Origin of the sequence: Epilithonimonas caeni DSM 17710, from assembly GCF_000426465.1 — a bacterium.
Taxonomy (GTDB): Bacteria; Bacteroidota; Bacteroidia; order Flavobacteriales; family Weeksellaceae; genus Epilithonimonas; species Epilithonimonas caeni.
This window is the reverse complement of the sequence record NZ_AUFK01000013.1, coordinates 134,738-158,018: the sequence shown is the minus strand read 5'-3', so window position 1 is coordinate 158,018 and position 23,281 is coordinate 134,738. Positions and strand designations below refer to the sequence as shown.

At 39.1% G+C, this 23,281-nt stretch carries 19 protein-coding genes; 13 read left to right on the top strand and 6 right to left on the bottom strand.

From position 1 onward, the window contains the following. The first annotated feature begins 18 nt into the window (after positions 1–18). Positions 19–198 carry a tetratricopeptide repeat protein gene (locus tag K319_RS21755; protein WP_027382862.1) on the top strand — a complete coding sequence of 60 codons (180 nt, stop codon included), beginning with the start codon at positions 19–21 and terminating at the stop codon, positions 196–198. Between the two features lie 68 nt (positions 199–266). On the opposite strand, the gene K319_RS0106215 is transcribed toward K319_RS21755, so the two are convergent. The 3 genes from K319_RS0106215 to K319_RS0106205 all read right to left on the bottom strand — a co-directional run bounded on the left by K319_RS0106215 (position 267) and on the right by K319_RS0106205 (position 3,131). Next, complete coding sequence (locus K319_RS0106215; protein ID WP_027382861.1) at positions 267–689, bottom strand: DUF6646 family protein; 423 nt, start codon at positions 687–689, stop codon at positions 267–269. A gap of 79 nt (positions 690–768) precedes the next feature. Next, positions 769–1,791, bottom strand: a complete 1,023-nt coding sequence (locus K319_RS0106210; protein WP_027382860.1) for a cytochrome d ubiquinol oxidase subunit II — start codon at positions 1,789–1,791, stop codon at positions 769–771. Continuing rightward, entirely contained in the window at positions 1,788–3,131 is a 1,344-nt protein-coding gene (locus K319_RS0106205; RefSeq protein WP_027382859.1) for a cytochrome ubiquinol oxidase subunit I, read from the bottom strand. The genes K319_RS0106210 and K319_RS0106205 overlap by 4 nt, the downstream gene beginning before the upstream one ends. A gap of 594 nt (positions 3,132–3,725) precedes the next feature. Here K319_RS0106205 and K319_RS0106200 point away from each other — a divergent pair. The 12 genes from K319_RS0106200 to K319_RS0106145 all read left to right on the top strand — a co-directional run bounded on the left by K319_RS0106200 (position 3,726) and on the right by K319_RS0106145 (position 21,061). After that, positions 3,726–5,378 carry a T9SS type A sorting domain-containing protein gene (locus K319_RS0106200; protein WP_027382858.1) on the top strand — a complete coding sequence of 551 codons (1,653 nt, stop codon included), beginning with the start codon at positions 3,726–3,728 and terminating at the stop codon, positions 5,376–5,378. Between the two features lie 2 nt (positions 5,379–5,380). After that, positions 5,381–8,863 (top strand): hypothetical protein, encoded by a 3,483-nt coding sequence (locus K319_RS0106195; RefSeq protein ID WP_156907060.1) that lies wholly within the window; start codon positions 5,381–5,383, stop codon positions 8,861–8,863. A gap of 226 nt (positions 8,864–9,089) precedes the next feature. Next, positions 9,090–9,740 carry a hypothetical protein gene (locus K319_RS21750; protein ID WP_235696083.1) on the top strand — a complete coding sequence of 217 codons (651 nt, stop codon included), beginning with the start codon at positions 9,090–9,092 and terminating at the stop codon, positions 9,738–9,740. 21 nt (positions 9,741–9,761) lie between these two features. Continuing rightward, positions 9,762–13,586: a DUF6443 domain-containing protein gene (locus K319_RS19910; protein WP_084403408.1), complete on the top strand. Its 3,825-nt coding sequence runs from the start codon at positions 9,762–9,764 to the stop codon at positions 13,584–13,586. A gap of 2 nt (positions 13,587–13,588) precedes the next feature. Continuing rightward, positions 13,589–14,023 (top strand): hypothetical protein, encoded by a 435-nt coding sequence (locus K319_RS0106180; RefSeq protein ID WP_027382856.1) that lies wholly within the window; start codon positions 13,589–13,591, stop codon positions 14,021–14,023. A 445-nt stretch (positions 14,024–14,468) separates the two neighbouring features. Continuing rightward, the gene (pgi, locus tag K319_RS0106175; protein WP_027382855.1) at positions 14,469–16,112 is read left to right on the top strand and encodes a glucose-6-phosphate isomerase; all 1,644 of its coding nucleotides are present in this window, start codon (positions 14,469–14,471) and stop codon (positions 16,110–16,112) included. Next, positions 16,100–17,068 (top strand): bifunctional 5,10-methylenetetrahydrofolate dehydrogenase/5,10-methenyltetrahydrofolate cyclohydrolase, encoded by a 969-nt coding sequence (locus K319_RS0106170; protein ID WP_316930918.1) that lies wholly within the window; start codon positions 16,100–16,102, stop codon positions 17,066–17,068. The genes pgi and K319_RS0106170 overlap by 13 nt, the downstream gene beginning before the upstream one ends. After that, the gene (locus K319_RS0106165) at positions 17,061–17,693 is read left to right on the top strand and encodes a 7-carboxy-7-deazaguanine synthase QueE (protein ID WP_027382853.1); all 633 of its coding nucleotides are present in this window, start codon (positions 17,061–17,063) and stop codon (positions 17,691–17,693) included. The genes K319_RS0106170 and K319_RS0106165 overlap by 8 nt, the downstream gene beginning before the upstream one ends. Positions 17,694–17,786: 93 nt before the next feature. Then, complete coding sequence (locus K319_RS0106160; protein WP_027382852.1) at positions 17,787–18,539, top strand: MlaE family ABC transporter permease; 753 nt, start codon at positions 17,787–17,789, stop codon at positions 18,537–18,539. Further along, positions 18,539–19,366 (top strand): ABC transporter ATP-binding protein, encoded by an 828-nt coding sequence (locus tag K319_RS0106155; protein WP_034671503.1) that lies wholly within the window; start codon positions 18,539–18,541, stop codon positions 19,364–19,366. Before K319_RS0106160 ends, K319_RS0106155 begins: the two co-directional genes overlap by 1 nt. A gap of 7 nt (positions 19,367–19,373) precedes the next feature. Further along, complete coding sequence (locus tag K319_RS0106150; RefSeq protein WP_034671556.1) at positions 19,374–19,997, top strand: outer membrane beta-barrel protein; 624 nt, start codon at positions 19,374–19,376, stop codon at positions 19,995–19,997. Between the two features lie 218 nt (positions 19,998–20,215). Then, positions 20,216–21,061, top strand: coding sequence for an AraC family transcriptional regulator (locus tag K319_RS0106145; protein WP_027382849.1), 846 nt, complete (start codon positions 20,216–20,218; stop codon positions 21,059–21,061). Here K319_RS0106145 and K319_RS0106140 read toward each other — a convergent pair whose 3' ends face one another. Genes K319_RS0106140 through thiL form a run of 3 tightly spaced genes read right to left on the bottom strand, consistent with a single transcriptional unit; the run spans position 21,062 to position 23,281 of the window. Further along, positions 21,062–21,337: a DUF1049 domain-containing protein gene (locus K319_RS0106140; RefSeq protein WP_084403407.1), complete on the bottom strand. Its 276-nt coding sequence runs from the start codon at positions 21,335–21,337 to the stop codon at positions 21,062–21,064. It lies immediately after the preceding gene. Positions 21,338–21,371: 34 nt separating this feature from the next. Continuing rightward, complete coding sequence (locus tag K319_RS0106135) at positions 21,372–22,178, bottom strand: M48 family metallopeptidase (protein WP_027382847.1); 807 nt, start codon at positions 22,176–22,178, stop codon at positions 21,372–21,374. 47 nt (positions 22,179–22,225) lie between these two features. Next, on the bottom strand, positions 22,226–23,281 hold the full coding sequence (gene thiL, locus K319_RS0106130) for a thiamine-phosphate kinase (RefSeq protein WP_027382846.1): 1,056 nt from the start codon (positions 23,279–23,281) through the stop codon (positions 22,226–22,228).

Genomic DNA, 23,281 nt, shown 5'->3' with positions numbered 1-23,281 from the left:
TCCATAACAATATTTAAATTGGCTACCAATGAGTTTCCTAAAGATGCCAACCTTTTCGATAGCTTAGGAGAGGGCTATTATACCAATAAGCAATACGATCTGGCATTGGATAGTTATAAAAAAGCAATCAGTCTTGGCGGAACCAATGGAAACGCAGAAAAAATGATAGAAAAAATTGAGAAAGAATTGGGAAATTAATTTCCCAAATAATATTTCAAAAAAAGCATTCCAAATTTCCGGAATGCTTTTTTTATTTGTAATTGAGTTTAAAAAGAATAAGAAACCCCGAGACTTCCATTGTTTCCTGCTTCTACAAAAGCGCCCCAATTTTCTGTAAAAAAATATCTTGCGCCGATATAAATGCCCAAACCAAAGTTTCTGCCCGCAACTCCCATATTCACGCCCGGATAGATGTCCAATTCCGAAGGCAGGGCCAGAGTTTCCTGCAAATGAAAGCCGATACGCCCGAAAACAAAAGGATTGTCTTCATCCTCGTTGAAATAAACATTGGCACCCCCACCAAGAGAGATCAGACTATTGATCCCGTAATCATAACTACCGGCAACTCCTGTCCCGAATCCCCAAATGTTAAAACCTCCCTGCACCTTCTGGTCACCTGCTCCGCTCCAGGCCTGTGAATAGGACAGAACTCCGGCAAACAGACCAATTGTCAATAGCAACTTTTTCATATTTATTTATTGAATTTAAATTGGTTTCCATATCAAAAATAAAACCATCACGCAGAAAATAACGGTTTTCAGGATATGATTATTGTTTGTAATGATTCGCTTTGCTCTGATTCCCAAATGAAAGTAACAAGTAAAAAAGAAACGGCAAAATAAAAATACTTCCCAGGAGAAGAGCCCAGCCCAGGGCCTCGATGGTCTTAGGAGCTGCGCTGGCGTCAAACAAAGAAAGATGAGTTCCGTTTGCAAAAAGAATGATATTCGGGTTGTGCTGGTATGTGGCCGCCACCAAGATCATTACGATCTGAAAGCCTCCAAGAAACCTCACAAGGAGAAAGTTACTTCTTTTGATGGCCTCATTCGTAAAAAGAAGACTGATCGTCGCGGCAGTAATTACGATGATTCCTAAAGCTTTGGAAAATATCCATTTCAGTAAAGGGATATCAGAATAATAAGCGCTTACAAAAACCAAAAGCCCGGTAACCACAACATAAACAGCGGTTTCTCTCGATTTTTTTATCATAATTGACAAAGCATCACTGAATCTCGCTTCGTGAAGGGAAAATAATGATGCCAGGTAAGCGCAAAGAGCTACTGTGAAAAAGCCTACGCAAACGCCAAAAAGATTTAGCCAGCTAAAAATATAAAGACTTAAAAAATCTTCCGCCTCGGTATCGATGCTCCTTGAAATGGTTGCTGCAGCAATTATTCCTAAGAAAAACGGTGTCAGCAGACTGGAATAATAGAAGATCTGTGTATAAATTTTTTGCCAGCTATCGTCTACTGCATCATAATTCCGAAAAGTAAAGGCCGTTCCCCTTGCAATGATTCCTATCAACATCAAAACCAAAGGAATATGAAGGTAAGTAGAAACAGTCGTATAAATCGTGGGAAACCCAACGAACAAAACCACAACGGCAATGATCAGCCACATATGATTGGCTTCCCAGATTGGTGCGATGGATTTGGACATGATCTTTTTCGTTTTGTCACGGTAAGATTTTCTGGAAAACAACTCGATGATCCCTGCTCCGAAATCTGCACCGCCCGTAATGATATATAGACAGATTGAAATCCAAAGAAAAGCTATAACTACGTAGATCATGATTTCTTGTTTTTAGGATTATAACTAGGGTCGGTCGGATCGTATAACTTCGGGACCATTTTGATCTGGCGAAGCAATAAAAAAATGATGATCAAAGATAAAGATATGAAAATCAATGTAAAAAAGTAGAATGAGTACTGTATTCCCGGCATTGGTGTTACAGCATCTATGGTTTTCATGATTCCGTAGATGATCCAGGGTTGTCTCCCTACTTCTGTCACTGTCCAACCTGCTTCCAGTGCTATATAGCCAAAAGGAATGGCTGCAACGAAGGTTTTCAGATACCAGGTTTTCGTAAGCCATTCTTTTTTCCAGAATGTGGCGATGAGGTAGATCATTCCGATCACCATCATTATACTTCCGAAAAATATCATGATCTGAAAGGCATAATGAACCACCGCAACCGGAGGCCAATGATCTTTCGGGAAATCTTTCAGGCCTTTTACTTCCGCATCAAAATCGCCCCATGCGAGAAAACTCAAAACCTTTGGAACTTTGATTGCGTATTTTATTTGTTCATTTTCTTCATCAGGAATCCCACCGATCACAAAACTTGCTCCTTTTTCGGTCTCGAAATGGGCTTCCATTGCAGCTAATTTTACAGGTTGTCTTACGGCAACAGATTTTGCAGCGATATCACCACTTATGGGAGCCAGCAAAGCTCCGATAATTGCAAACCCGGCAGAGATTCGAAAGGCTTTTGTATGGAAATTGACATTTCGTTTTTTCAAAACCATTAGAGCGTGGATCCCAGCAACGGCAAATCCAGTGGCTGCAAAAGCTGCAACGGTCATATGAAATGCCTGCGGAAACCAGGCTTCATTGAACATTGCCTTTATCGGGTCGATGTTCAGATATTTTCCATTGATGTGATCGAAACCAGTCGGACTGTTCATCCAGGCATTGGCGGCAACAACCAGAATCCCCGAAGCCAATCCACTCACTCCGACAACAACACCGCAGAACCAATGAAACCATTTATTGAATTTTTCCCAACCATAAAGAAAAAAACCAATGGCAATGGCCTCGATGAAAAAGGCGGTTCCTTCCAGCGAAAAAGGCATCCCAAAGATCGGGCCTGCATGTTCCATGAACTTTGGCCAAAGCAGACCGAGTTCAAAAGACAGCATCGTACCAGAAACGGCACCTGTTGCAAAAAGGATTGCCACCCCTTTGCTCCATGCTTTTGTAAGCCCTTTATAAACTTCGTCTTTGGTCGTAAGATATTTGTAATGTGAAAAAGCCATTAGAAAAGGCATCACCATCCCGACACAGGAAAATATAATGTGAAACCCGAGAGACACAGCCATTTGAGACCTGGCAGCTAGAAAATCATCCATAATCCCTATTTTGATCGTAAAGTTAAGTTTTTTATGTTTAGATTCTCTTCTAAAAAGTGAAGAGAAAAATCATATTTCTAAACTAAAAAATAATGGAAAATAGAAATCCAATTTATAAATATTGTTTTTTATCAGCTGATGCGGTAAATGTATTATGGTGATACGACAGAAGTTGACGTGTTATTTTTTATTTTGGATTTTTTTATGAATGGCACATGAAGTTTTAACAGGTCACAGGTTTTGTTTTCTCGCAGATCTCCATGATCTGGGCAGATTTATTTGTTTCTATGATTTTCTGTTAACATAATATGGGGTTTGTATATCCCCTGTATATCTGTTCCATATCTTTTCTATATCCATTCTATATCCGATGTATATCCCTTGTTCGATGTTCGTTCGATGGTCATGTGATTTAGGCTTGCCATTTCATTAAAAAAGCCCATTGGAACTATTTAACATAATAAAAAATAATAAAAAATATTTTGAATGCAGTAAAAAAACAATTAATTTTAGGAAAAAATAAAAAGCGACAAGTTTTGTCGCATCTCCTTGCTATCATTGCATTGAGAGAATAACAATTAAAAAACTCATAACATGAAAAGACTCAGCATCAGCATGGGCATTCTTGTCCTGTGCCATGTCCATGCCCAAAAGGTGAGCTGGCAAAGGGATATCCAATCCGGGACCCAGGATTTCCTTTCGGGGCTAACGGTCACCATGGATGGCCAATATCTGGTCTCAGGCTCCTCCATCAATCAGAATCCCTCAACAGGCAGAGGACAATCAACCAATCAAGGCTACGATTACCACATCCTGAAGCTTGACCAGCAGGGCCAGAAGGTCTGGGAGAAGTACTCTGGAGGCTCAAAACACGATTATCTGATGAACTCTATTACCACTCAGGAAGGTGGATTCGCTTTGGTAGGGACTTCGTTTTCCAATATTTCGGGAGATAAAAAAGAGAATAACCTCGGTGGGAGCGATGTCTGGATAGTCCGTCTTTCCGAAACAGGCGAAGAACTTTGGCAGAAGACCATTGGAACTAAAAACAATGATGAGGCCTCGGCAATAGTCCAGTCAACAGATCAGGGATTCTTTGTAGCAGGTAATATCCTCGATAACAAGAAACTGTTCGGTTCAAAGGATGTGTTTGTCTCAAAATTGGATAAAGACGGCAAATTAATTAAAACCACTATTCTCGGAGGGCGGTCTTTGGATGAAGTCACGGATATGATTCCAACACCGGACGGAGGTGCTGTTGTACTGGTTTATTCAACTTCCGGCAAATCCGAAAATCTGAATAATATTGAAAGTCAAAATTCTGCTCAAGGTAATAGTTCTCAAAACGCAACGAAACTAGAACTAACTTCAATGGTAAAAACATTCATTGGTAAGTCTGAAGATAATTATGGAAGTGGAGATTATTGGGTGATAAAATTGGACAAGAACTCCAATGTCGAGTGGCAGAAGACCTATGGCGGGAGTGGCGATGACCGTCCAAAAGCAATTGCTAATGCCCATAACGGCTATATCGTTTCAGGTGAAAGCGTAAGCCAATCATCCGGTAACAAGAAGGACAACATCAAGGAAGGAACAGATATCTGGGTTTTGAACCTTGACAAAACCGGTAATGAGGTATGGCAAAGAAGTTACAATTTCGGAAATAGGGATGTTGCGATGAGCGTTGATGTTATCGAAAGGACGAATAAGGACAATTTCAGTGAGGACAGAGGTTTTCTGTTGGGAGGTTATACCCAGGCAGAAGGAAAGATGAAGAAAGATGATGAGAAGTTCTGGATGCTTTACATCGATGTGAACGGGAAAGAGGAATGGCGCAAGTATGTGGAAGGAAAAGAAAAGAAAAATGAGGAACGGCTTGTATCTGCAAAATTGCAGAGTGATGGAAGCTTCCTTTTGGCGGGGACGAGTGCAGAGGAACTTGGCAAAGAGAACTGGAAGGTGGTGAAGCTGTTGGACGGTGATGTGGAAGATCTGGTGGAGAATAAAGACATCCGCATCTACCCAAATCCTGTTAAGGATTATGCTTATGTAGAGATAGGGCTGGACTTCGACCAAGCAGATATCTATGTTTATGATATGACGGGAAAGGTCATCCAGCAACTGCAAACAAAAAATAAGATAACAAAGGTCGATACCTCAGGGCTGCCACAGGGAGTTTACATCATCAAAGCGAGTATCCCGAACCAGAAAAACAAAAAATTAACTACTAAAATTGTGAAAGAATAGTAATGAAAAGAGAATTTTTATTTTTACTAATATTTGGTTTTCAAATATTGTTATGTCAAAATGCTCCACAATACCAGACGCCCAATATGCCAACTTCTCCAGAAGTTGCAAAGTTTGTACAATATGGAAATGTTCCTGTCAACAATTTCAGTGGCAATGCATCTCCCTCAATACCAATCTATACTATCAAAGAGGGGGGAATAGAAATACCAATAAATCTCGCCTATACAAGTTCAGGGATAAGAGTTAGTGATCAAGCAACTTGGGTAGGACTAGGATGGGAGTTAAGACCAGAAGGCATCATTACACAAGAAGTGCGTGGAAGAAATGATGAATTTGGAATGCTTAATAATTCATCTGTTCCAGAATATCAAACACTTTATGATAGATTGAAAGTAATTGCCCCTTTAGGAATACAAAAAACAGATAACCAAATAGGGTTAAAGACTGTACAAACAAATTGCAGTATTGGAAATGGTCAATATGTGGTCTGCATGAATGATGGTCCATCCTTTCAACTTCCTCAAGATGGCGAGAGTGCATTATTGAGATTAGAAGAAGGACATGGGCAGCCTGATATTTTTAATTTTTCTTTTTTAGGGCATGAAGGTGAATTTTATATTAATCCTAATACAAAAGAACTAGTTCAATTAAATAAAAAAGAAGAAATAGGATGGCAACAAATAATAGGTCCATATCGTTACCTTGCAACAACAAATGATGGCACAAAATATTATTTTGATGACAAAGAGGTGATCCATTATAATGGGAATCAAGCCCAACCTCAATTCGATAATTATACTTACAAACTTTCGAAAATCAGATTAATAAATGGGAAAGAGATTTTTTTCGATTACATTGATGGCGAATATTATAATATCTATTATACTCAAGATAATAATTATGAGTCTAATCTTGGAGGATATGACGCGTTACAACTTATAAGTTACATCTATCATCCTCCAATCTCACACAACTACAGTAGTGATACTAAAATTTTAAAACGAATAAGGACGGATAATGTAATTGTAGAGTTCAATCTGGAGAATAGAGAAGATACTTATCCTACCAACAAACCCCTAAAAAGAATTGGCTCAATTGATATTATATCAACATCAAGCGGAAAAAAAATTAAATCCCATGTTTTTAATTACGATTATTTCCCCTATAGTGAAGATGGATTTCCAAATGTAAATTTGCCAACAAATGTTTTACCTAATAAGGATGTATTTGGAAAGAGGCTAAAATTAAATAATGTATCAGAAATTTTTTATCGTGGTGATGGGACAATCGATTCTGATAAGACCCAAGTTCATAGCTTTGATTATAATACTACCTATAAGCTTCCAGCAAAATTATCATTTTCAAAAGATTTTTGGGGTTTTTATAATGGATCATCAGGCAGATCACTAACCCCGGTTATGGATTATTTTATCAACTTAGGATATACTGGTGGAAAACCATTAAAATCTACATATAACGAAAGTGCAAATAACAAATTTGCAAATAACTTATATAAGGATACATATATGCTAAATAAAATTACTTATCCTACAAAAGGTTATACAGCTTTCGAGTATGAGTCTAATACATTTAAATATCCTTATGTTCCTACTATGCAAGAAGAAGGTAGTTTATCAAAAATTATTTTTTTGAATCATAATGGAACCGGAGGTACCCAGAATCCTAATCCTGTACATAATTTCAATCTAACTCAGGGCTTAAAAGTAAAATTTTCTAATGAGATTTTTAGAGGAATTCCAAATGCACCAATGCAGACACAGGCGTATACATATAATCAAATGGTAAACGCAGGAGCTAGTATAAAATTATATACTGTAACTAATAATCAAAGTGGAAATGAGGTGCTGAGTATAATGAGAAATTGGGATTTAACTTCCGTACTAGGTACAACATTTGAGACCACAAATTATGCAAGATGGGAAGAAGAAATATTTTTAAGCCCTGGAAATTACAGGATTGTGTTATATATTAATAATAATTTGTATTCTTCAACTGATCTCTATCATTTGGCAGGTGTTAAATCAACACTTCGGTATTATGCCCAACCTACTCAAACCATTAGTACACAATTAGGTGTTCGTATTGCAAATGTTAAGAATTACGATTCTGATAATAAATTATTACAACATAAAAATTACTCATATTCTGATGGAATTATAAACAATAAATTTGAGTTTATAACACCTCATTATGTTTATGAGTTTGCACCAACACAACCGCTTCCTATTGATATAACATATTATACTATTGGAGGCTCGGATATTAATAGTTATGTAACTTATTCTGGTGTTGAAATAAAGGATGTAGATACTGATTCCGGTGCAGTAAAAGGTAGTGTCAATTATAATTATTGGAACGTGGGGAATAACACTAATATACTATTCCCTGTTAGAAAAAATGCACTGAATGGTCTTTTGTTAAACGAAATAGTAAAAGACGATAATAAAAATATTATAGAAAAGAAATATGTCTATAAAAATATTTTAAATACTGAAGATTTCATTAGTATCCAATCCTATAAAAATTATTTAAATGAAACCCCATTTTGTATTTCAAAAAATAATGGAAAATGTTATCCCAAATTTACCTACTATATGACTCCTTTGCAACATACATCTTATAAAATAGATTCATTAATTACTAAGGAAAATTTAGATGGAAAGATTTTAAAAACAAGACAGCATTTTGAGTATAACAATCTAGGATTGGTTAAGAGAAAAGAAGAGATCTTTGACAACAGTATAATTTCTACAGAATACAAATATACTGGAGAAGTCGGCAATTACTATTTAAATCAGAAAGACATCACTGGTATACCTTTGGTGGTTGAAACAAAGAAAACTGTCAATGGTGTAACTAAACCATTGTCTAGAGTAGAAAATTATTATCCAGAGTCAGCCTATGATGCACAGAATATGACATCCGGCTTGCCCTTACCATATATGACTGGATCTTATGGTCCCGGTTCACAGAGTGAGAAAATTGATATTTATTACAATAGATACGATTCTAAAGGAAATCTATTACAATACAAAACCTCTTCCGATCATAATGGAGAGAGAGGAACCCCTATAGCTATCATCTGGGGTTACAATAAGAACCAACCAATTGCGAAAGTTGAAGGAGCCACATATCCTAAGCCAGGTGATCCTAAATCTACAGACATCCCACAAACATTAATAGATTTAATAGTCGCAGCTTCAGATACGGACGCATCTCAGGGATCAGGGAATGATGAGTCTGCACTATTAATAGCTTTAGATAATTTCAGGAAAGATCCGGCAATGACCAAGTATCAAATCACCACCTACACGTACGATCCGTTGATAGGTGTGAGGAGCATCACGCCACCAAGCGGAGTTAGAGAAAATTATATTTACGATACAGCTAATAAGTTAGAAAAAGTTGTAGACATCAACGGACACATCTTAAAGGAATACAAATACAATTACAAACAATAAAAAATTAAGAACTATGAAAAAGATACTAATGGCATCGATCCTGACGTTTTCAATGATCTCTGTAAAGGCACAGGATGCGTCCTATGATCATATATTCTTCACGAACCTGTTCGCTAAAGGAGGGCTAGGTTCTTCCGCGGAGCAGCCCAATTATCATATCTCAAATACCCAGACTGGCTTTGGGGGCAAATGGGGTCTGGACATAGCCTGGTTCGGCGGGATAAAGATGAATGCGATCCAAAGTTTCATCAATCTCAAGTCCAGATACGGAACGGTATATATATCTGAATCAGGTAATATCGGCATCAATACGGAAAGTCCCAATGCCACATTGGATGTAAGTGGCACTATAAAGACCTCAGGAAATATAAATGCCAGTGATATCATCAGTGATGGCACCAACAGCTGGATCTTCCATACGCCCGATGATACGCGTAAGACCCTCCATATAGCCCCGGGGTTGGGAAACGGTCAGTTTGACTGGGCAAAACAGACCGTATTCAATAATAACGGAAATATTGCTGTCAATGGAAAACTGGAGGCTACAGAGGTCAAGGTCACCCAAAGCCCGACCGCAGATTTTGTCTTTGAAGAAACTTATGATCTTCCAAAACTCGAAGATGTTGAAAAACACATCAAAGAGAGAAAGCACTTGCCGGAAATTGCTTCGGCCAGGGAGATGGAAAAGGACGGGGTGAATGTCGGTGAGTTCCAGATCAAGCTGCTGCAAAAGATCGAGGAGCTGACATTGTATACGATCGAGCAGAATAAACAGAATAGACAGCAAGAAGAAAAGATCAAGCAATTAGAGCAGGAGAATCAGCAGATCAGATCTCTGTTGGAGCGGGTTGAGCGACTAGAAAAGACAAAAAACTAACTAACCACAAAAAGTCATCTTATGCACAAGAAGATACTTATCCTAATGGGGTCGGCCTGGAGTATTTCAGGTTTTTCCCAGACGACCAATCTTACCGATAGTTATCAGCCGCCGCAGACGGTTATGAATGTTGAGGTACGGATGCTTCCCGGCTTCCATGCAGATTCGAAGAATATATATTATAACAATGGTGCTGCATTCGTTGCGAAGTATAAAAATTACGATCCCAACAATCCGGATCCTGTTATAACAGATCCACCGGTAGCATACAGCCCTGCAAGCGGTGAGAATTACATCTACACGAGAACTTATCTGGCACCTGTCACAGCAAGTAATAATTATGCACCGCAGGTACAGAGCATTACTTATTTCGATGGGTTGGGCAGACCGAAGCAGAATATAGCCATCAAATCGACACCCGTCGGAAAAGACCTGGTAACGCCTATTATTTATGACGGCTTTGGAAGACAGGTCCAGGATTATCTTCCCCTCCCGCAATCGGGAAGCTCCAATGGGGCGATCTATCTGCAGGATTCCCAGTCCGACCCTCCGGTGAGCAATCCCGTTCTCCCCGTCATATTCCCTGGAGAGACCACTTTTTATTCCAAAAAAGTACTTGAAAGCTCGCCATTGGACCGCATCCAGCAGCAGGTGCAGGTGGGAAACGCCTGGAGCAGCAAGCCGGTCGCCTTCGGCTATGAGACCAATACCGCTACCGAGGTCAAAAAGTTTGTGACCACCACCACCTGGCCGAATAATGCGACGAGTTCTGTCCTCACACAGTCCGGAAATTACGGGGCAGCCCAGCTTTACAAAAATACAGTTACTGATGAAGATCAGAATACAACCATTGAATTCAAAAACGGAGAGGGGCAAACATTACTTGTCAGAAAAAATGACGGCACAAAAGATTCAGATACCTACTATGTTTATAATGAGTATAATCAGCTCGCATTTGTTATTCAACCGGAGGCTGCTGCCAAAACAAGCCTTACACAGACTGATTTAGATGAATTGTGCTTTCAGTACCGATATGATGGCAGAAACCGTCTTGCCGAAAAGAAAATACCGGGCAAAGGCTGGGAATATCTGGTCTATGATAACCAGGATAGGCTGGTGATGACACAGGATGCGAATATGGGAGTTGAAAAGAAGTGGCTTTTCACAAAATATGACCAGTTCGGAAGGGTGGCCTATACCGGGATCTATACCAGTTCACAAGACTATGGAAGTATAGGGAGAAATTATGAGCAGGGACAGGTAAATGGTAAGGGCAGCAATAATGTGGAAAGAACAAGCTCCGGTTTTGCACAGCCGGGAGTTTTGGTATATTACGATAACCTTACAGCCAATAATTACCCGAATACAATCACGAAATTACTTTCGGTCAATTATTATGACACTTACCCAACTGATACGCCAAACCTTTCGACATTGAATTTTGGGCAGACCTTTATTTCCGATACTGCGACCAACAGCATCAACACCAAAGGCCTCCCTACGGCATCTTACATCAACAATGTTGAGACCAATGGCTGGACGAAGGGCTATAGCTATTATGATGGGAAAGGCAGGGCTATTGCCACCTATTCCAGGAATCACCTGGGGGGATATACCCAGACAGAATCCTATCTTGACTTTGCGGGCGTGGTACAAAAAACAGAGACCCGGCATAAACGTAAAAGTGCGGATGTGGAACTGGTGGTCCGGGAAGAGTTCGGCTATGACCACCAGAACCGACTGCTAACCCACACACACGAAGTTGTTGGAAAAACTCCCAAGGAACTTCTGGTGGAGAATCATTACAATGAGATCGGGCAGCTGGACTGGAAGAAGGTCGGAGGTGTTTCCGGCAGCTACCTGCAAAAGGTGGACCTCTCCTATAACATCCGGGGCTGGATGACGGGCATCAACAGTGCAGACATTGCCTACAGCCCTTCCGATGAATCTCATGTCCTGAACAACGGAAAACTGTTCGGATACAATATCAGATATAACGATCCTAATAATCCGTCTTTAGGCACAGCAAAATACAATGGCAATATTGCGGAGATTGATTGGATATATAAGGACAATCCCCTCAAACGTTACGGTTATCAATATGACAGGCTGAACAGGCTGCTTAAGGGCAACTATCAGGATCCGGGAAGCACAGTGCCGGAAACCCACATCAACGACGAAGCCCTGACCTATGACCTCAACGGAAACATCAAAACCTTGGTTAGAAACTCCAAGCATGGAAAATATTATACTCCGGTTGTGATTGATAATCTGGGCTACCAGTACGTAGGAAACAGAGTTACGAATATCACAGATGCTTCCGGCAATAGCAGTGGCTACGAGGGAGGAGGACAAACCATGACCTACGATGCCAACGGAAATACCACGGCAATGCCGGACAAGAACATTTCTGCCATTGCGTACAACTTTTTGAATCTTCCTAAACAGATCGACCAGAATGCCAATGTCACGAATTACTATTACCGGGCCGATGGTGTTAAAGTTAAAAAAAGATTTGTCCTGACCAACTCATCAGGGACAAAGACCATCAATACCGAATATCTGGACGGTTTCCAGTATTCTACCCCGAATACGGACCCGTTGAGGAAAGCACTGGAAGAGCCGGACGATGCCACCATGGCAGCCTCTACGGCCGGTGAAGAGGAGGCGTTCGCCCCTGATCTGGAAAGGGAGGTCGTAGCGGTCGTAGATCCGGGAACACCAGAGGTGGAGAATATGGTCCTATCTTTTTTCCCGACATCGGAGGGCTATTATGATTATGAGAATTTTCGGTATATTTACCAGTACAAGGACCACCTTGGGAACGTGAGGGTAAGCTATGTGAAAAATGGCAATGACCTTGAGATAAGGGACAGGAATGATTATTATCCTTTCGGGATGAGTTTCCTGAAACCTTTTGGACAGGTCTCTTTATATGACCCGATGGCGATACCGTATAATTACAAGTACAACGGAAAAGAACTCCAAGAGACCGGAATGTATGATTATGGTGCAAGATTTTATATGCCGGATATTGGGAGATGGGGCGTTATAGACCCATTAGCTGAGAAAGGTGTTAATCTTACTCCATATCGCTATGGTTTTAATAGCCCCGTAATGTATACAGACCCATTTGGTTTATTTGAATCAAGAAAAGAAGCGAGGGAATACAGAAGAGAACACGATATTAGTGGTTCTATTACTAAAAACAAAGATGGTTCATTCTCTATCAATGATAAGAGTAATCACGTAAGTTATACAAAAGGTGAAGAGGGTTCTGGAGAAAACTTCAAGAATGATGGTGTTCAAGAGTCTGCCTTGATTACAGCAACTAAAAAGACTGACAATCAACAGCAAAATATTTACTCTCCATTAGGGCAAGGAAATACATTGTTGTCTTTTAATGGAACTTATATGTCAGCTCTTTCTGACAGAATGTATATTGGTACGGCTAGGAGAAATACTCCATTCAATTATTTAGGAACTAATTATTATGGAAATGGTAGGACGTTTTTAAAACAAAGCAGTTTAATCAAAGCGGGAAAAATTGTTGGAAAAGGAACGGTAGTAATAGGAATAGGATTAGATATTTATGGTGTTAGTGAACATTATAATAACCCTAAATCGCCAAATGCTGTTCACCCTGCAAAAGCTGGTCTAAATACAGGAATGGCAGTTTATGGTTTAACAGGTGTTGGAACGATTCCATCTTTATTATATTTTGGTGTTGATTCATTTTATCCTGGAGGTTGGGAAGGAGCTGCCGAAACAGCAGCAAAAACAGAGAATAATGAACGTGCAATGACAGGGCATTCGCTTTTCAGTAATTCAGCATTAAAACAATAGCTATGTTTTTAAAAAGTTATTACTATCTATTTTATAAATTATATAAATTTTGGGAATATATATCGGTTCCTAGGTTTTGGAGCGATGTTAAAGCCTCATTATCTATAGACTTGCTTGTATTATTTGCGGTTTCATCAGTCTTTTTTTATTTTGACATAAGCTTTGGAGATAAAAGTGTCTTTTTAGCTTGTTTGATATTAATGTTGTTTGTTTCCAATTATTTTCTTTTAAAAGAAACTGTTTGGAGAGAATATATTGATTATTTTGAAACCCTTCCGAAGAGTAAGAATAGAAAGGGAGGTATATTGGTCTGGAGTGTTATATTATTAATATTATTGAGTTTTGTACACTCAATATATTGGATGGACCAACGTGCTAGAAAAAATCAAACAGGACCTTATTCTAAGGAATATTTAAATAACAAAGCCACTCATTGAGTGGCTTTGTTATTACATTATCGATTGCAGTTTAGTTTGTTTGAGGAAAGCATCAAGGAGAGCGAAGACGTGTTGTCTGTCGTTCTCTTTTAGTTTTTGGATGTCGAGGATTTTGGTTATGTATCAAACTTAGTGATAGATATGATTTCCAATATTAAATCGTTGAAAATCAAGTTAAATAGTAATTAGCAATTAATAAAACGAGAACAGGAATTACCTGTTCTCGTTTATTTTTACAGAAAAACATATCGTAAATGATTGAATGTCATAACAGGTGTAACAGAATTAGTGATGAGAAATAATCCTCGAAAACGCTATTCTTTTTCTCAAGACAATAGTTACATTATGTTAAAAAACTAATTGAAATCAACTGGCTAATTTTTCTTAAATTTGCAGGTCTTATTAGAGTTTCTAATAAGGTATTTAAATTTAAAAATCTTAAAGAATGTTGCCAAAAATAAATCCAATCCAAACTTCTGCATGGAAAGCTCTTGATCAGCAATTTGCTAACAATGATTTCGAATTGAGGACGTTGTTCCAATATAACCCGAATCGCTTCAAGGAGTTTTCACTAGAAACAGAAAACTATCTTTTCGATTATTCTAAAAATCTGGTTGATGCCAAAACGCTGGAGTTATTGTTGCAATTGGCTGAACAAACTCAGTTGAAAGAGGCAATTGGTAAGATGTTTTCAGGTGACAAGATCAACGAAACAGAAGGGAGAGCAGTTCTCCACACGGCTTTGAGAGATTTTTCTGACAAAGAGATCTTGGTTGATGGAGAAAATATCAAACCTGGAATCAAAAAGGTTTTGGAGCATATGAAAGCTTTCTCAGAATCCGTCATTTCTGGTTCTCACAAGGGTTTTACAGGAAAAGAGATCACTGATGTCGTAAACATCGGGATTGGAGGTTCTGATCTTGGACCAGTGATGGTTTGTTCTGCGCTTAAGCATTTCAAAACAAGACTGGATGTTCATTTTGTGTCCAATGTGGATGGGAATCATATGGCCGAGGTTGTAAAAGACCTAGATCCGGAAACCACTTTATTCATCATTGCTTCCAAAACATTCACAACCCAGGAAACCATGACCAATGCCAATTCTGCAAAAGAATGGTTTCTGAGATCTGGCGCTAAAAATGAAGATGTTGCAAAACATTTCGTAGCATTATCAACTAATATTGAGGCTGTTAAAAAATTCGGAATTGCAGAAGAGAATATCTTCGAATTCTGGGATTGGGTTGGCGGTCGTTATTCACTTTGGAGTGCCATTGGATTAAGCATCGTTTTGTCTGTGGGTTATGATAATTTTGAACAATTATTAAAAGGCGCGAACGATACAGATGTTCATTTCCAAACCAAAGATCTCAAAGAAAATGTCCCTGTTTTGATGGGTGTTCTAGGGGTTTGGTATCGAAATTTCTATGCAGCAGGAACTTATGCGATTTTGCCTTATTCCCAGTATCTTGACCGTTTTTCAGCTTATTTGCAGCAAGGCGATATGGAAAGTAACGGAAAATCGGTTGACAGAAATGGTGAATTTGTGGAATATGAAACGGGACCTATCATTTGGGGCGAACCAGGAACCAATGGTCAACATGCTTTTTATCAACTCATTCATCAGGGAACAGAATTGATCCCTGCAGATTTTATCGCCTATGCAAAATCTCCGAATGAAGTAGGCGAGCATCAGGATATTCTTTTGGCCAACTATTTTGCACAGACAGAAGCCCTGGCTTTTGGGAAAACAGAAGATGAGGTTTTTGCTGAGTTGAGATCATCTGGCAAGTCAGAAGAGGAGGTCGAAAAATTGTTGAATTACAAAATATTCGCTGGAAATACGCCAACCAATTCATTCTTATTCAAAGAATTGACGCCTTTTACATTGGGTCAGCTGATCGCATTGTATGAACATAAGATATTTGTTCAGGGTGTGATCTGGAATATCTTCAGCTTTGACCAGTTTGGTGTTGAGCTGGGAAAGGTTCTAGCAGGGAAAATCCTTCCGGAACTGGAAACTGAAGGTAAAGTGGAAACACATGACAGCTCTACGAACGGATTGATCAATTATTATAAATCAAACCGATAAAATATAAATATCGTGTTGGGAAAGGAATACGGTATTTTTCAAATAAATCTAAAAGTAAAAAGAAAGAAAAAATGGCACAAATTCTAGACGGACTCAAGGTCTCAAAAGAGGTAAAAGCTGAAATTAAAGAAGAGGTTCAAAAAATTCTGGCCAACAATAGAAGAGCACCACATCTGGTCGCGATTTTGGTTGGAAATAATGGTGCAAGCAAAGCTTATGTAAACAGCAAAGTGAAAGATTGTGAGGAAGTTGGGTTCAGTTCTTCGTTGATCAAATTTCCAAGCACTGTTTCAGAATCGGAATTATTGGAGAAGATCGATGAGCTTAATAAATCAAAAGCTGTGGATGGCTTCATTGTCCAATTGCCTCTGCCAAAGCAGATCGATCAGGAGAAAATCATTATGGCGATCGACCCTAGAAAAGATGTGGATGGTTTCCATCCTGAGAATTTTGGGAAAATGGCCCTGGAAATGGATACATTTTTACCTGCCACGCCATTTGGGATATTGACATTATTGGAGCGATATAATATCGAGACAAAAGGTAAGAATTGTGTGATCATCGGAAGAAGCAGAATTGTTGGAAAACCAATGAGCATCCTGATGGGAAGAAAAGATTTCCCTGGGAACTCTACGGTGACTTTGACACACTCTTATACACAACATATAGAAGAATATACAAAACAGGCCGACATCGTAATAACAGCTCTGGGAGATCCGAATTTTCTGAAAAAGGAAATGATCAAAGATGGAGCGGTTATTGTAGATGTAGGAATCACAAGAGTAGATGATGATTCTGAAAAAGGATATCATCTTGCGGGCGATGTGGATTTTGAAAGCTGCGCAGAAAAAGCGAGTTGGATCACGCCGGTTCCGGGAGGAGTTGGGCCAATGACGCGGGCAATGCTGATGAAAAATACCATCATTGCCTATAAAACTTCTGTTTATAATGACTAAGGAAGAAGAAAATATTTTATTAAATGAAGGTAAAATGCTCCCCGTAATGGAGCATTTTTACACTATTCAAGGCGAGGGATACCACGCCGGAAAAGCAGCTTATTTTATTCGTCTGGGCGGATGTGATGTGGGCTGCCATTGGTGCGACGTAAAAGAAAGTTGGGACCCAAAACTCCATCCCTTGATGAACACTGTTGAAATTGCAGAAACGGCTGCAAAATATTGTAAGACAATTGTTCTTACTGGTGGAGAACCTCTGATGTGGAATCTCGAAATCTTAACTTCAAAACTGAAAGAATTGGGTTGTACGATCCATATTGAGACTTCCGGGGCTTATCCCATGAGCGGCCATCTGGACTGGATCACGCTTTCTCCCAAAAAAACAGGTCTTCCTTTGGAGGAGATCTATTCCAAAGCGAGTGAACTTAAAATGATCATATTCAATAACAATGATTTTAAATTTGCTCAGGAACAAGGTGATAAAGTCAATGACAACTGCGAGCTTTATCTTCAAAGTGAGTGGAGCAAACGCGATGTGATGTATCCGAAGATCACAGACTTTATATTGGAAAATCCAAAATGGAGGTCTTCTATACAAACACACAAATACCTTAATATACCCTAATTTTTGTCTGATAAGCTTATGGTTTTCCAATTATTTTTACCTAAATGCTGTTAGAAAATAGAAGGCTATGATAAAAAAAACTAATTTAGCTTTATGTTAAAAAGATTATTTGAATCTATTGGAGAATATTTCTTGCTGTTGGGAAAGGCTATAAGCAAACCACAGAAAAGAAGCGTCTATATGAAACTTCTCGTAAGGGAATTTTATGACCTGGGAGTTAACTCTTTCGGATTGGTATTGTTTACCTCTTTCTTTGTAGGGGCGGTTGTTGCGATCCAGATGTTCAATAACTTCGATGCATCCTCGTTTCCGATTCCGAATAGTTTTGTGGGTTATGCCACCAAGGTTGTTCTGATCTTAGAATTTTCCCCGACAATTATTTCGGTGATCCTTGCAGGGAAGGTCGGTTCCTATATCGCATCCAGTATTGGAACAATGCGTGTTACAGAGCAAATAGATGCACTGGATATCATGGGGGTCAATTCCCCTAACTTTTTGATATTACCGAAGATCGTGGCAAGTGTGGTTTTCAATCCAATATTGATTGCCATTAGCATCGTTGTAGGCATTTATGGTGGCTATATTGCGGGCGTTGCTACAGGAAACTGGACAAAGGCAGATTACATCACGGGAATACAAATGTACATGCCTTCTTATTTTATTTGGTATGCTTTCCTGAAGACAGCTGCTTTTGCATTTCTGATCGCGACAATTCCTGCCTATTTTGGCTATAATGTGAAAGGAGGTTCATTGGAAGTAGGCCGTGCAAGTACACAAGCCGTAGTGTGGACGATGATTGCAGTAATCATCATGAATTTATTACTAACCCAGATGTTCCTAAGCTAATGATAGAAGTAAAAGAATTAAGGAAAAGCTTTGAAGAGGTTGAGGTTCTGAAAGGGATTACCACAACATTTGATACCGGGAAGGTCAATCTCATCATTGGGCAGAGTGGATCTGGGAAAACCGTTTTCCTAAAATCCCTTCTGAATGTGTACGAACCCTCCAGCGGCAGTATTTTGTTTGATGGACGGGATATCATGAAAATGTCCCGGGAAGAGAAGCAAACCCTTCGCTCTGAGATTGGTACGGTTTTCCAGGGAAGTGCACTTTTCGATTCTATGACCGTGGAAGAGAATATCAGTTTTCCCTTGGATATGTTCACTAATCTTAGTTTTCGCGAGAAAAAAAGAAAAGTCCTGGAAGTGATCGGTAGAGTGAACCTCCAGAATGCCAATAAGAAATATCCTTCCGAGATATCCGGAGGGATGCAGAAAAGGGTTGCTATTGCAAGAGCAATTGTGAATAATCCAAAATATCTCTTTTGTGATGAGCCCAATTCAGGATTAGATCCATACACTTCAAACGTAATAGATGATCTTCTTTTGGAGATCACCAAAGAATATAATACGACCACGATCATCAATACACATGATATGAACTCTGTGATGACGATTGGAGAAAAGATCCTTTATCTGAGGTTAGGGATCAAAGAATGGGAAGGTAACAAGGATATACTGGCAACCGCAAAGAATAAACACCTGATAGATTTCGTTTATTCTTCAGAACTGTTTAAGCAGTTACGCGATTTTATGCTGGAAAATAATCAGACAAGTTTAATTAATGATAAACCTGAGGACAATGAGATCGAAGATTCAAAAATTCAAAAATAAAAATAAAATGAGTAAAAAACTAATTAGTACACTAGCCGTATTTTTAGGAATGATGGCTTATTCGCAAGTAACAGTAGGACTGAGAGCCAATGCGCTTTTCAATACATCTTCTGCCAGCTGGGATAACTTTAAAGGAACTGTAAACGGCGAGAAGGAAAACACCGGTTTCAATGCAGGTCTTGCTTTTAAAATCGGGTCACCGGTTGGCGGCTGGTTTGTAATGCCGGAAATTTATTACACTTCCATTAAAAATGAGGCAACTGCTAATGTTAACGGAACTTCTGTAAACATCGAAGCCAAAAGCAACAGAATTGATGTTCCAGTAATGGTTGGACATAATTTCCTATTGGGAAAACTCGCTGCGTTTGTAGGACCTGTTGCATCCTATAATCTTACAACAGATAATACCTTCCAAAATTTTAAGGAAAATGCAACCAAAGAATTTACTGTAGGTTATCAGTTTGGAGCGCAGGCTACTTTATCTAAATTTGTAGTTAATGCAAGATTTGAAGGTGCTTTTTCTAAAGATTCCAGAAAATTCATCAGTACTGTGGCTGGAGATAATACCGAAATCAGATATGACAATCGTCCAAGCATGTTCATATTAGGTATTGGTTATAATTTTAATTAATTTCCCTTATACCCATAAAATAAGAAGGCTGGAAAGTTAATTTCCAGCCTTCTTCATATATAGACCTTAAAAATTTACAAAGTCAATTCTTGTGAGAGATTGATTTTGTTGTACAAATGTATAAGCTATACTTCAATTTTCTTTTAACATAATAAATAAAAAACAGAACAATATTAATATGTTTTGCTTATTTTTGTTTAAAATTAATATTAACTGGAATGAAAGTCATTCTTGAACATATTTCGCCGGACGAAAACAGCTCTTTCCGGGTATTGCACATCAAAGATATTCCGATCTCAGAACTCAACTGGCAATACCACTACCATCCTGAAATTGAGATTGTTTGTGTATTGAAAGGCAAAGGAACAAGACATGTTGGTTACCATAAAAGCCATTTCGAAGATGGTGCTTTAGCATTGATCGGTTCCAATATTCCCCACTCCGGATTAGGCCTTAATGCGACCGATCCCCACGAAGAGATTGTGATTCAGTTCCGGGAAGAGATCTTATCATTGCCGGAAGGTGAACCTGACAGCAGCATGGTAAAAAAGCTCCTGGAAATGTCAAGATATGGCGTTCTCTTTTCTTCTGATGTCAAAGAGAAGATCATTCCTAAACTGGAGTCGATTACCCAGGCGGAAGGTTATGCGAGATATCTTTTGCTTCTTGACCTTCTCTTTGAGCTGTCAAAAACAGAAGATTTTGAACTGATGAATACCGAAATAATGCCATATACCATTGTTTCAAGAAACAGAACAAGATTGGAAGCTGTTTTTACCTATGTGGAAAATGGATATCAAAATGAAGTGGATATACAGCAGGCAGCGGAACTTGCAAACCTCACTAAACCTGCTTTTTGCAATTTTTTCAAAAAGGCAACATCGCTAACCTTTGTTGAGTTTGTCAACAGATATAGAATCGACAAAGCCTGCATACTATTGTCTCAAGAAAAAAGCATAGCAGAAAGCTGCTATGCTACAGGTTTTAATAATATTACTTATTTTAATAAGATATTTAAGAAATATACGAAGACAACACCTGGTCAGTTCATCAGAAGTCTTTAATTATACATTCCCATTATTTAGACTATTGTCCAGCTGTTGTTTTTCCAGCTCGGCTTTTTCTTTTTGAAGTTGTTTCAACTCTTGTCTGATCTTTGCTTCTTTTACGGAAGCACCTTTGCTGACGTATCCCACCAGTCCGCCGATAATCAATCCAATTCCAATTCCGGAAAGAGCGCCGTACACTACTCTCAGGTCAATGGCCATATCATTCAGATAAAAAAGCAACGCTCCAAGCCCTAATAGTATCAGCCCAATTACAACTAAACTTTTCATCATTTCAAAATTTTGTTAGTTAAAATTAAGCAAAAATTTATAGCTTTCCACCTGCTTTCTTATAATATTCGAGAGCTTTTGGCATTTCTGCATTCAGGTCGGCGATTCTGTTCTCCGGATTTGGGTGGGTAGATAAGAATTCCGGAGTTTTGCTGCCTGATGATGAGGCTTGCATTCTTTGCCAGAAAGTGGTTGAAGTTCTAGGGTCATATCCTGCGATCGACATCAATATCAATCCCATTTTATCCGCCTCAGACTCTTGTTTTCTCCCATAGGCCAAAAGTCCGACCTGCGCCCCTACAGGATAAACTTTTTCAAAAACACCGGCCCATTGGCTGTTCGACATCGATCCACTAAGGATACTTCCGCCATATTGTGCGATCATAGCCTGAGAGATTCTTTCGTTTCCGTGTCCTGCTAAGGCGTGGGAAACCTCATGTCCCATCACTACAGCGACACCGTTATCGTCTTTACAAACAGGCATGATTCCTGTATAGAAAGCCACCTTCCCCCCAGGCATGCACCAGGCATTCAGCTGAGAGTCCTGGATAAGGTTGAATTCCCAATTGTAATTTGCAAGATCGGCTTCTCTACCGATACTTTTATAATAGGTATAGGCCGCATTTTTAATCCTCGCACCCACATTTTTCACTCTATTGGCATCTGCTGTTCCGGTAATGACTTTAGAAGAAGATAATGTAGTTTTGTATTCTGATGCGGCAGCTGTTGCTATCTCAGAATTATTTGCGATTTGGATAGAAGATCTGCCTGTGATCGGATTGGTAACACAAGCAGTGAGACCCAATACCACCAAAGCATAAGAAGAAATTTTTAAAATTTTCATCGTCTTTTTTTTAATATGATTGTGTTTTACAAGTTTTATTCCAAAAGTTATTCTTTATTAAGGAAAGCATCCCAGCCCTGCGCAGTTAACGGTATCAATTGATTGGAACCTCTTGCGACAAGGAAATTACCTTGCCCTTCTTCTGTTGCATGGCCAATAATTGTAAAGTCCGGATGATTCCTGATCTTGTCGAAGTCCTCAGGAGAGATTGTGAACAACAACTCATAATCTTCGCCTCCGTTAAGTGCTGCCATAGCAGGGTTAAGGTTCAATTCATCGGATGCATGGATCATGGTCTCGTCCATCGGCAATTTCTCTTCATAGACATTGAAACTGACTTTCGATTGATCGGAAAGATGTAAAACTTCCGAAGCTAATCCATCAGAAATATCGATCATAGAAGTTGGCAGAACACCCAGTTCTTCTAATTTTTTCTTGATGTCTGTTCTTGCCTCAGGCTTTAATTGTCTTTCGAGAATATAATCATAACCTTCCATTTCAGGCTGCATATTCGGATTTGCCAAATAGACAGAATGCTCTCTTTCCAAAATCTGAAGGCCTAAATATGCACCGCCAAGGTCTCCGGTCACAACTAAGAGATCATTTGGCTTTGCACCACTTCTTTTAACAATCTTTTCTTCATTTTCAAGTCCTATTGCTGTCACGCTTATCACTAATCCGGCGTTGGAGCTTGTTGTGTCTCCGCCGATTAAGTCTACTTTGTATCTGTTGCAGGCCAATGCAATTCCCGCATAGATCTCTTCCAAAGCCTCCACAGGAAAACGATTGGAAACAGCAACGGAGACTAAAATCTGAGTCGGAACAGCATTCATCGCAGCAATATCGCTGAGGTTGACAACAACCGCTTTGTAACCCAAATGTTTTAAAGGAACATAACCCAAATTGAAATGGACACCTTCTGCCAGCATATCCGTTGAAACCACAACTTTTTGATTCTCAGAGTCGATAATGGCAGCATCATCACCGATTGAAAGTTTTGTAGAGTTCTGAACAATTGGAAAATTTTCCGTCAAATGTTTTATCAATCCAAATTCCCCAAGCTTGGAAATCGGTGTTAGTTCTTGTGATTTATCTTCGAGCAT

Bases quoted from the DNA above. Each gene is read 5' to 3' on its own strand.
- K319_RS0106140 (WP_084403407.1), bottom strand. From the start codon at position 21,337: ATGATGAAAAGTTTAGTTGTAATTGGGCTGATACTATTAGGGCTTGGA.
- thiL (WP_027382846.1), bottom strand. From the start codon at position 23,281: ATGCTCGAAGATAAATCACAAGAACTAACACCGATTTCCAAGCTTGGG.
- K319_RS0106160 (WP_027382852.1), top strand. From the start codon at position 17,787: ATGTTAAAAAGATTATTTGAATCTATTGGAGAATATTTCTTGCTGTTG.
- pgi (WP_027382855.1), top strand. From the start codon at position 14,469: ATGTTGCCAAAAATAAATCCAATCCAAACTTCTGCATGGAAAGCTCTT.
- K319_RS0106180 (WP_027382856.1), top strand. From the start codon at position 13,589: ATGTTTTTAAAAAGTTATTACTATCTATTTTATAAATTATATAAATTT.
- K319_RS0106155 (WP_034671503.1), top strand. From the start codon at position 18,539: ATGATAGAAGTAAAAGAATTAAGGAAAAGCTTTGAAGAGGTTGAGGTT.
- K319_RS19910 (WP_084403408.1), top strand. From the start codon at position 9,762: ATGCACAAGAAGATACTTATCCTAATGGGGTCGGCCTGGAGTATTTCA.
- K319_RS0106205 (WP_027382859.1), bottom strand. From the start codon at position 3,131: ATGGATGATTTTCTAGCTGCCAGGTCTCAAATGGCTGTGTCTCTCGGG.
- K319_RS21750 (WP_235696083.1), top strand. From the start codon at position 9,090: ATGAATGCGATCCAAAGTTTCATCAATCTCAAGTCCAGATACGGAACG.
- K319_RS0106210 (WP_027382860.1), bottom strand. From the start codon at position 1,791: ATGATCTACGTAGTTATAGCTTTTCTTTGGATTTCAATCTGTCTATAT.
- K319_RS0106215 (WP_027382861.1), bottom strand. From the start codon at position 689: ATGAAAAAGTTGCTATTGACAATTGGTCTGTTTGCCGGAGTTCTGTCC.
- K319_RS0106145 (WP_027382849.1), top strand. From the start codon at position 20,216: ATGAAAGTCATTCTTGAACATATTTCGCCGGACGAAAACAGCTCTTTC.
- K319_RS0106165 (WP_027382853.1), top strand. From the start codon at position 17,061: ATGACTAAGGAAGAAGAAAATATTTTATTAAATGAAGGTAAAATGCTC.
- K319_RS0106150 (WP_034671556.1), top strand. From the start codon at position 19,374: ATGAGTAAAAAACTAATTAGTACACTAGCCGTATTTTTAGGAATGATG.
- K319_RS0106135 (WP_027382847.1), bottom strand. From the start codon at position 22,178: ATGAAAATTTTAAAAATTTCTTCTTATGCTTTGGTGGTATTGGGTCTC.
- K319_RS0106195 (WP_156907060.1), top strand. From the start codon at position 5,381: ATGAAAAGAGAATTTTTATTTTTACTAATATTTGGTTTTCAAATATTG.
- K319_RS0106200 (WP_027382858.1), top strand. From the start codon at position 3,726: ATGAAAAGACTCAGCATCAGCATGGGCATTCTTGTCCTGTGCCATGTC.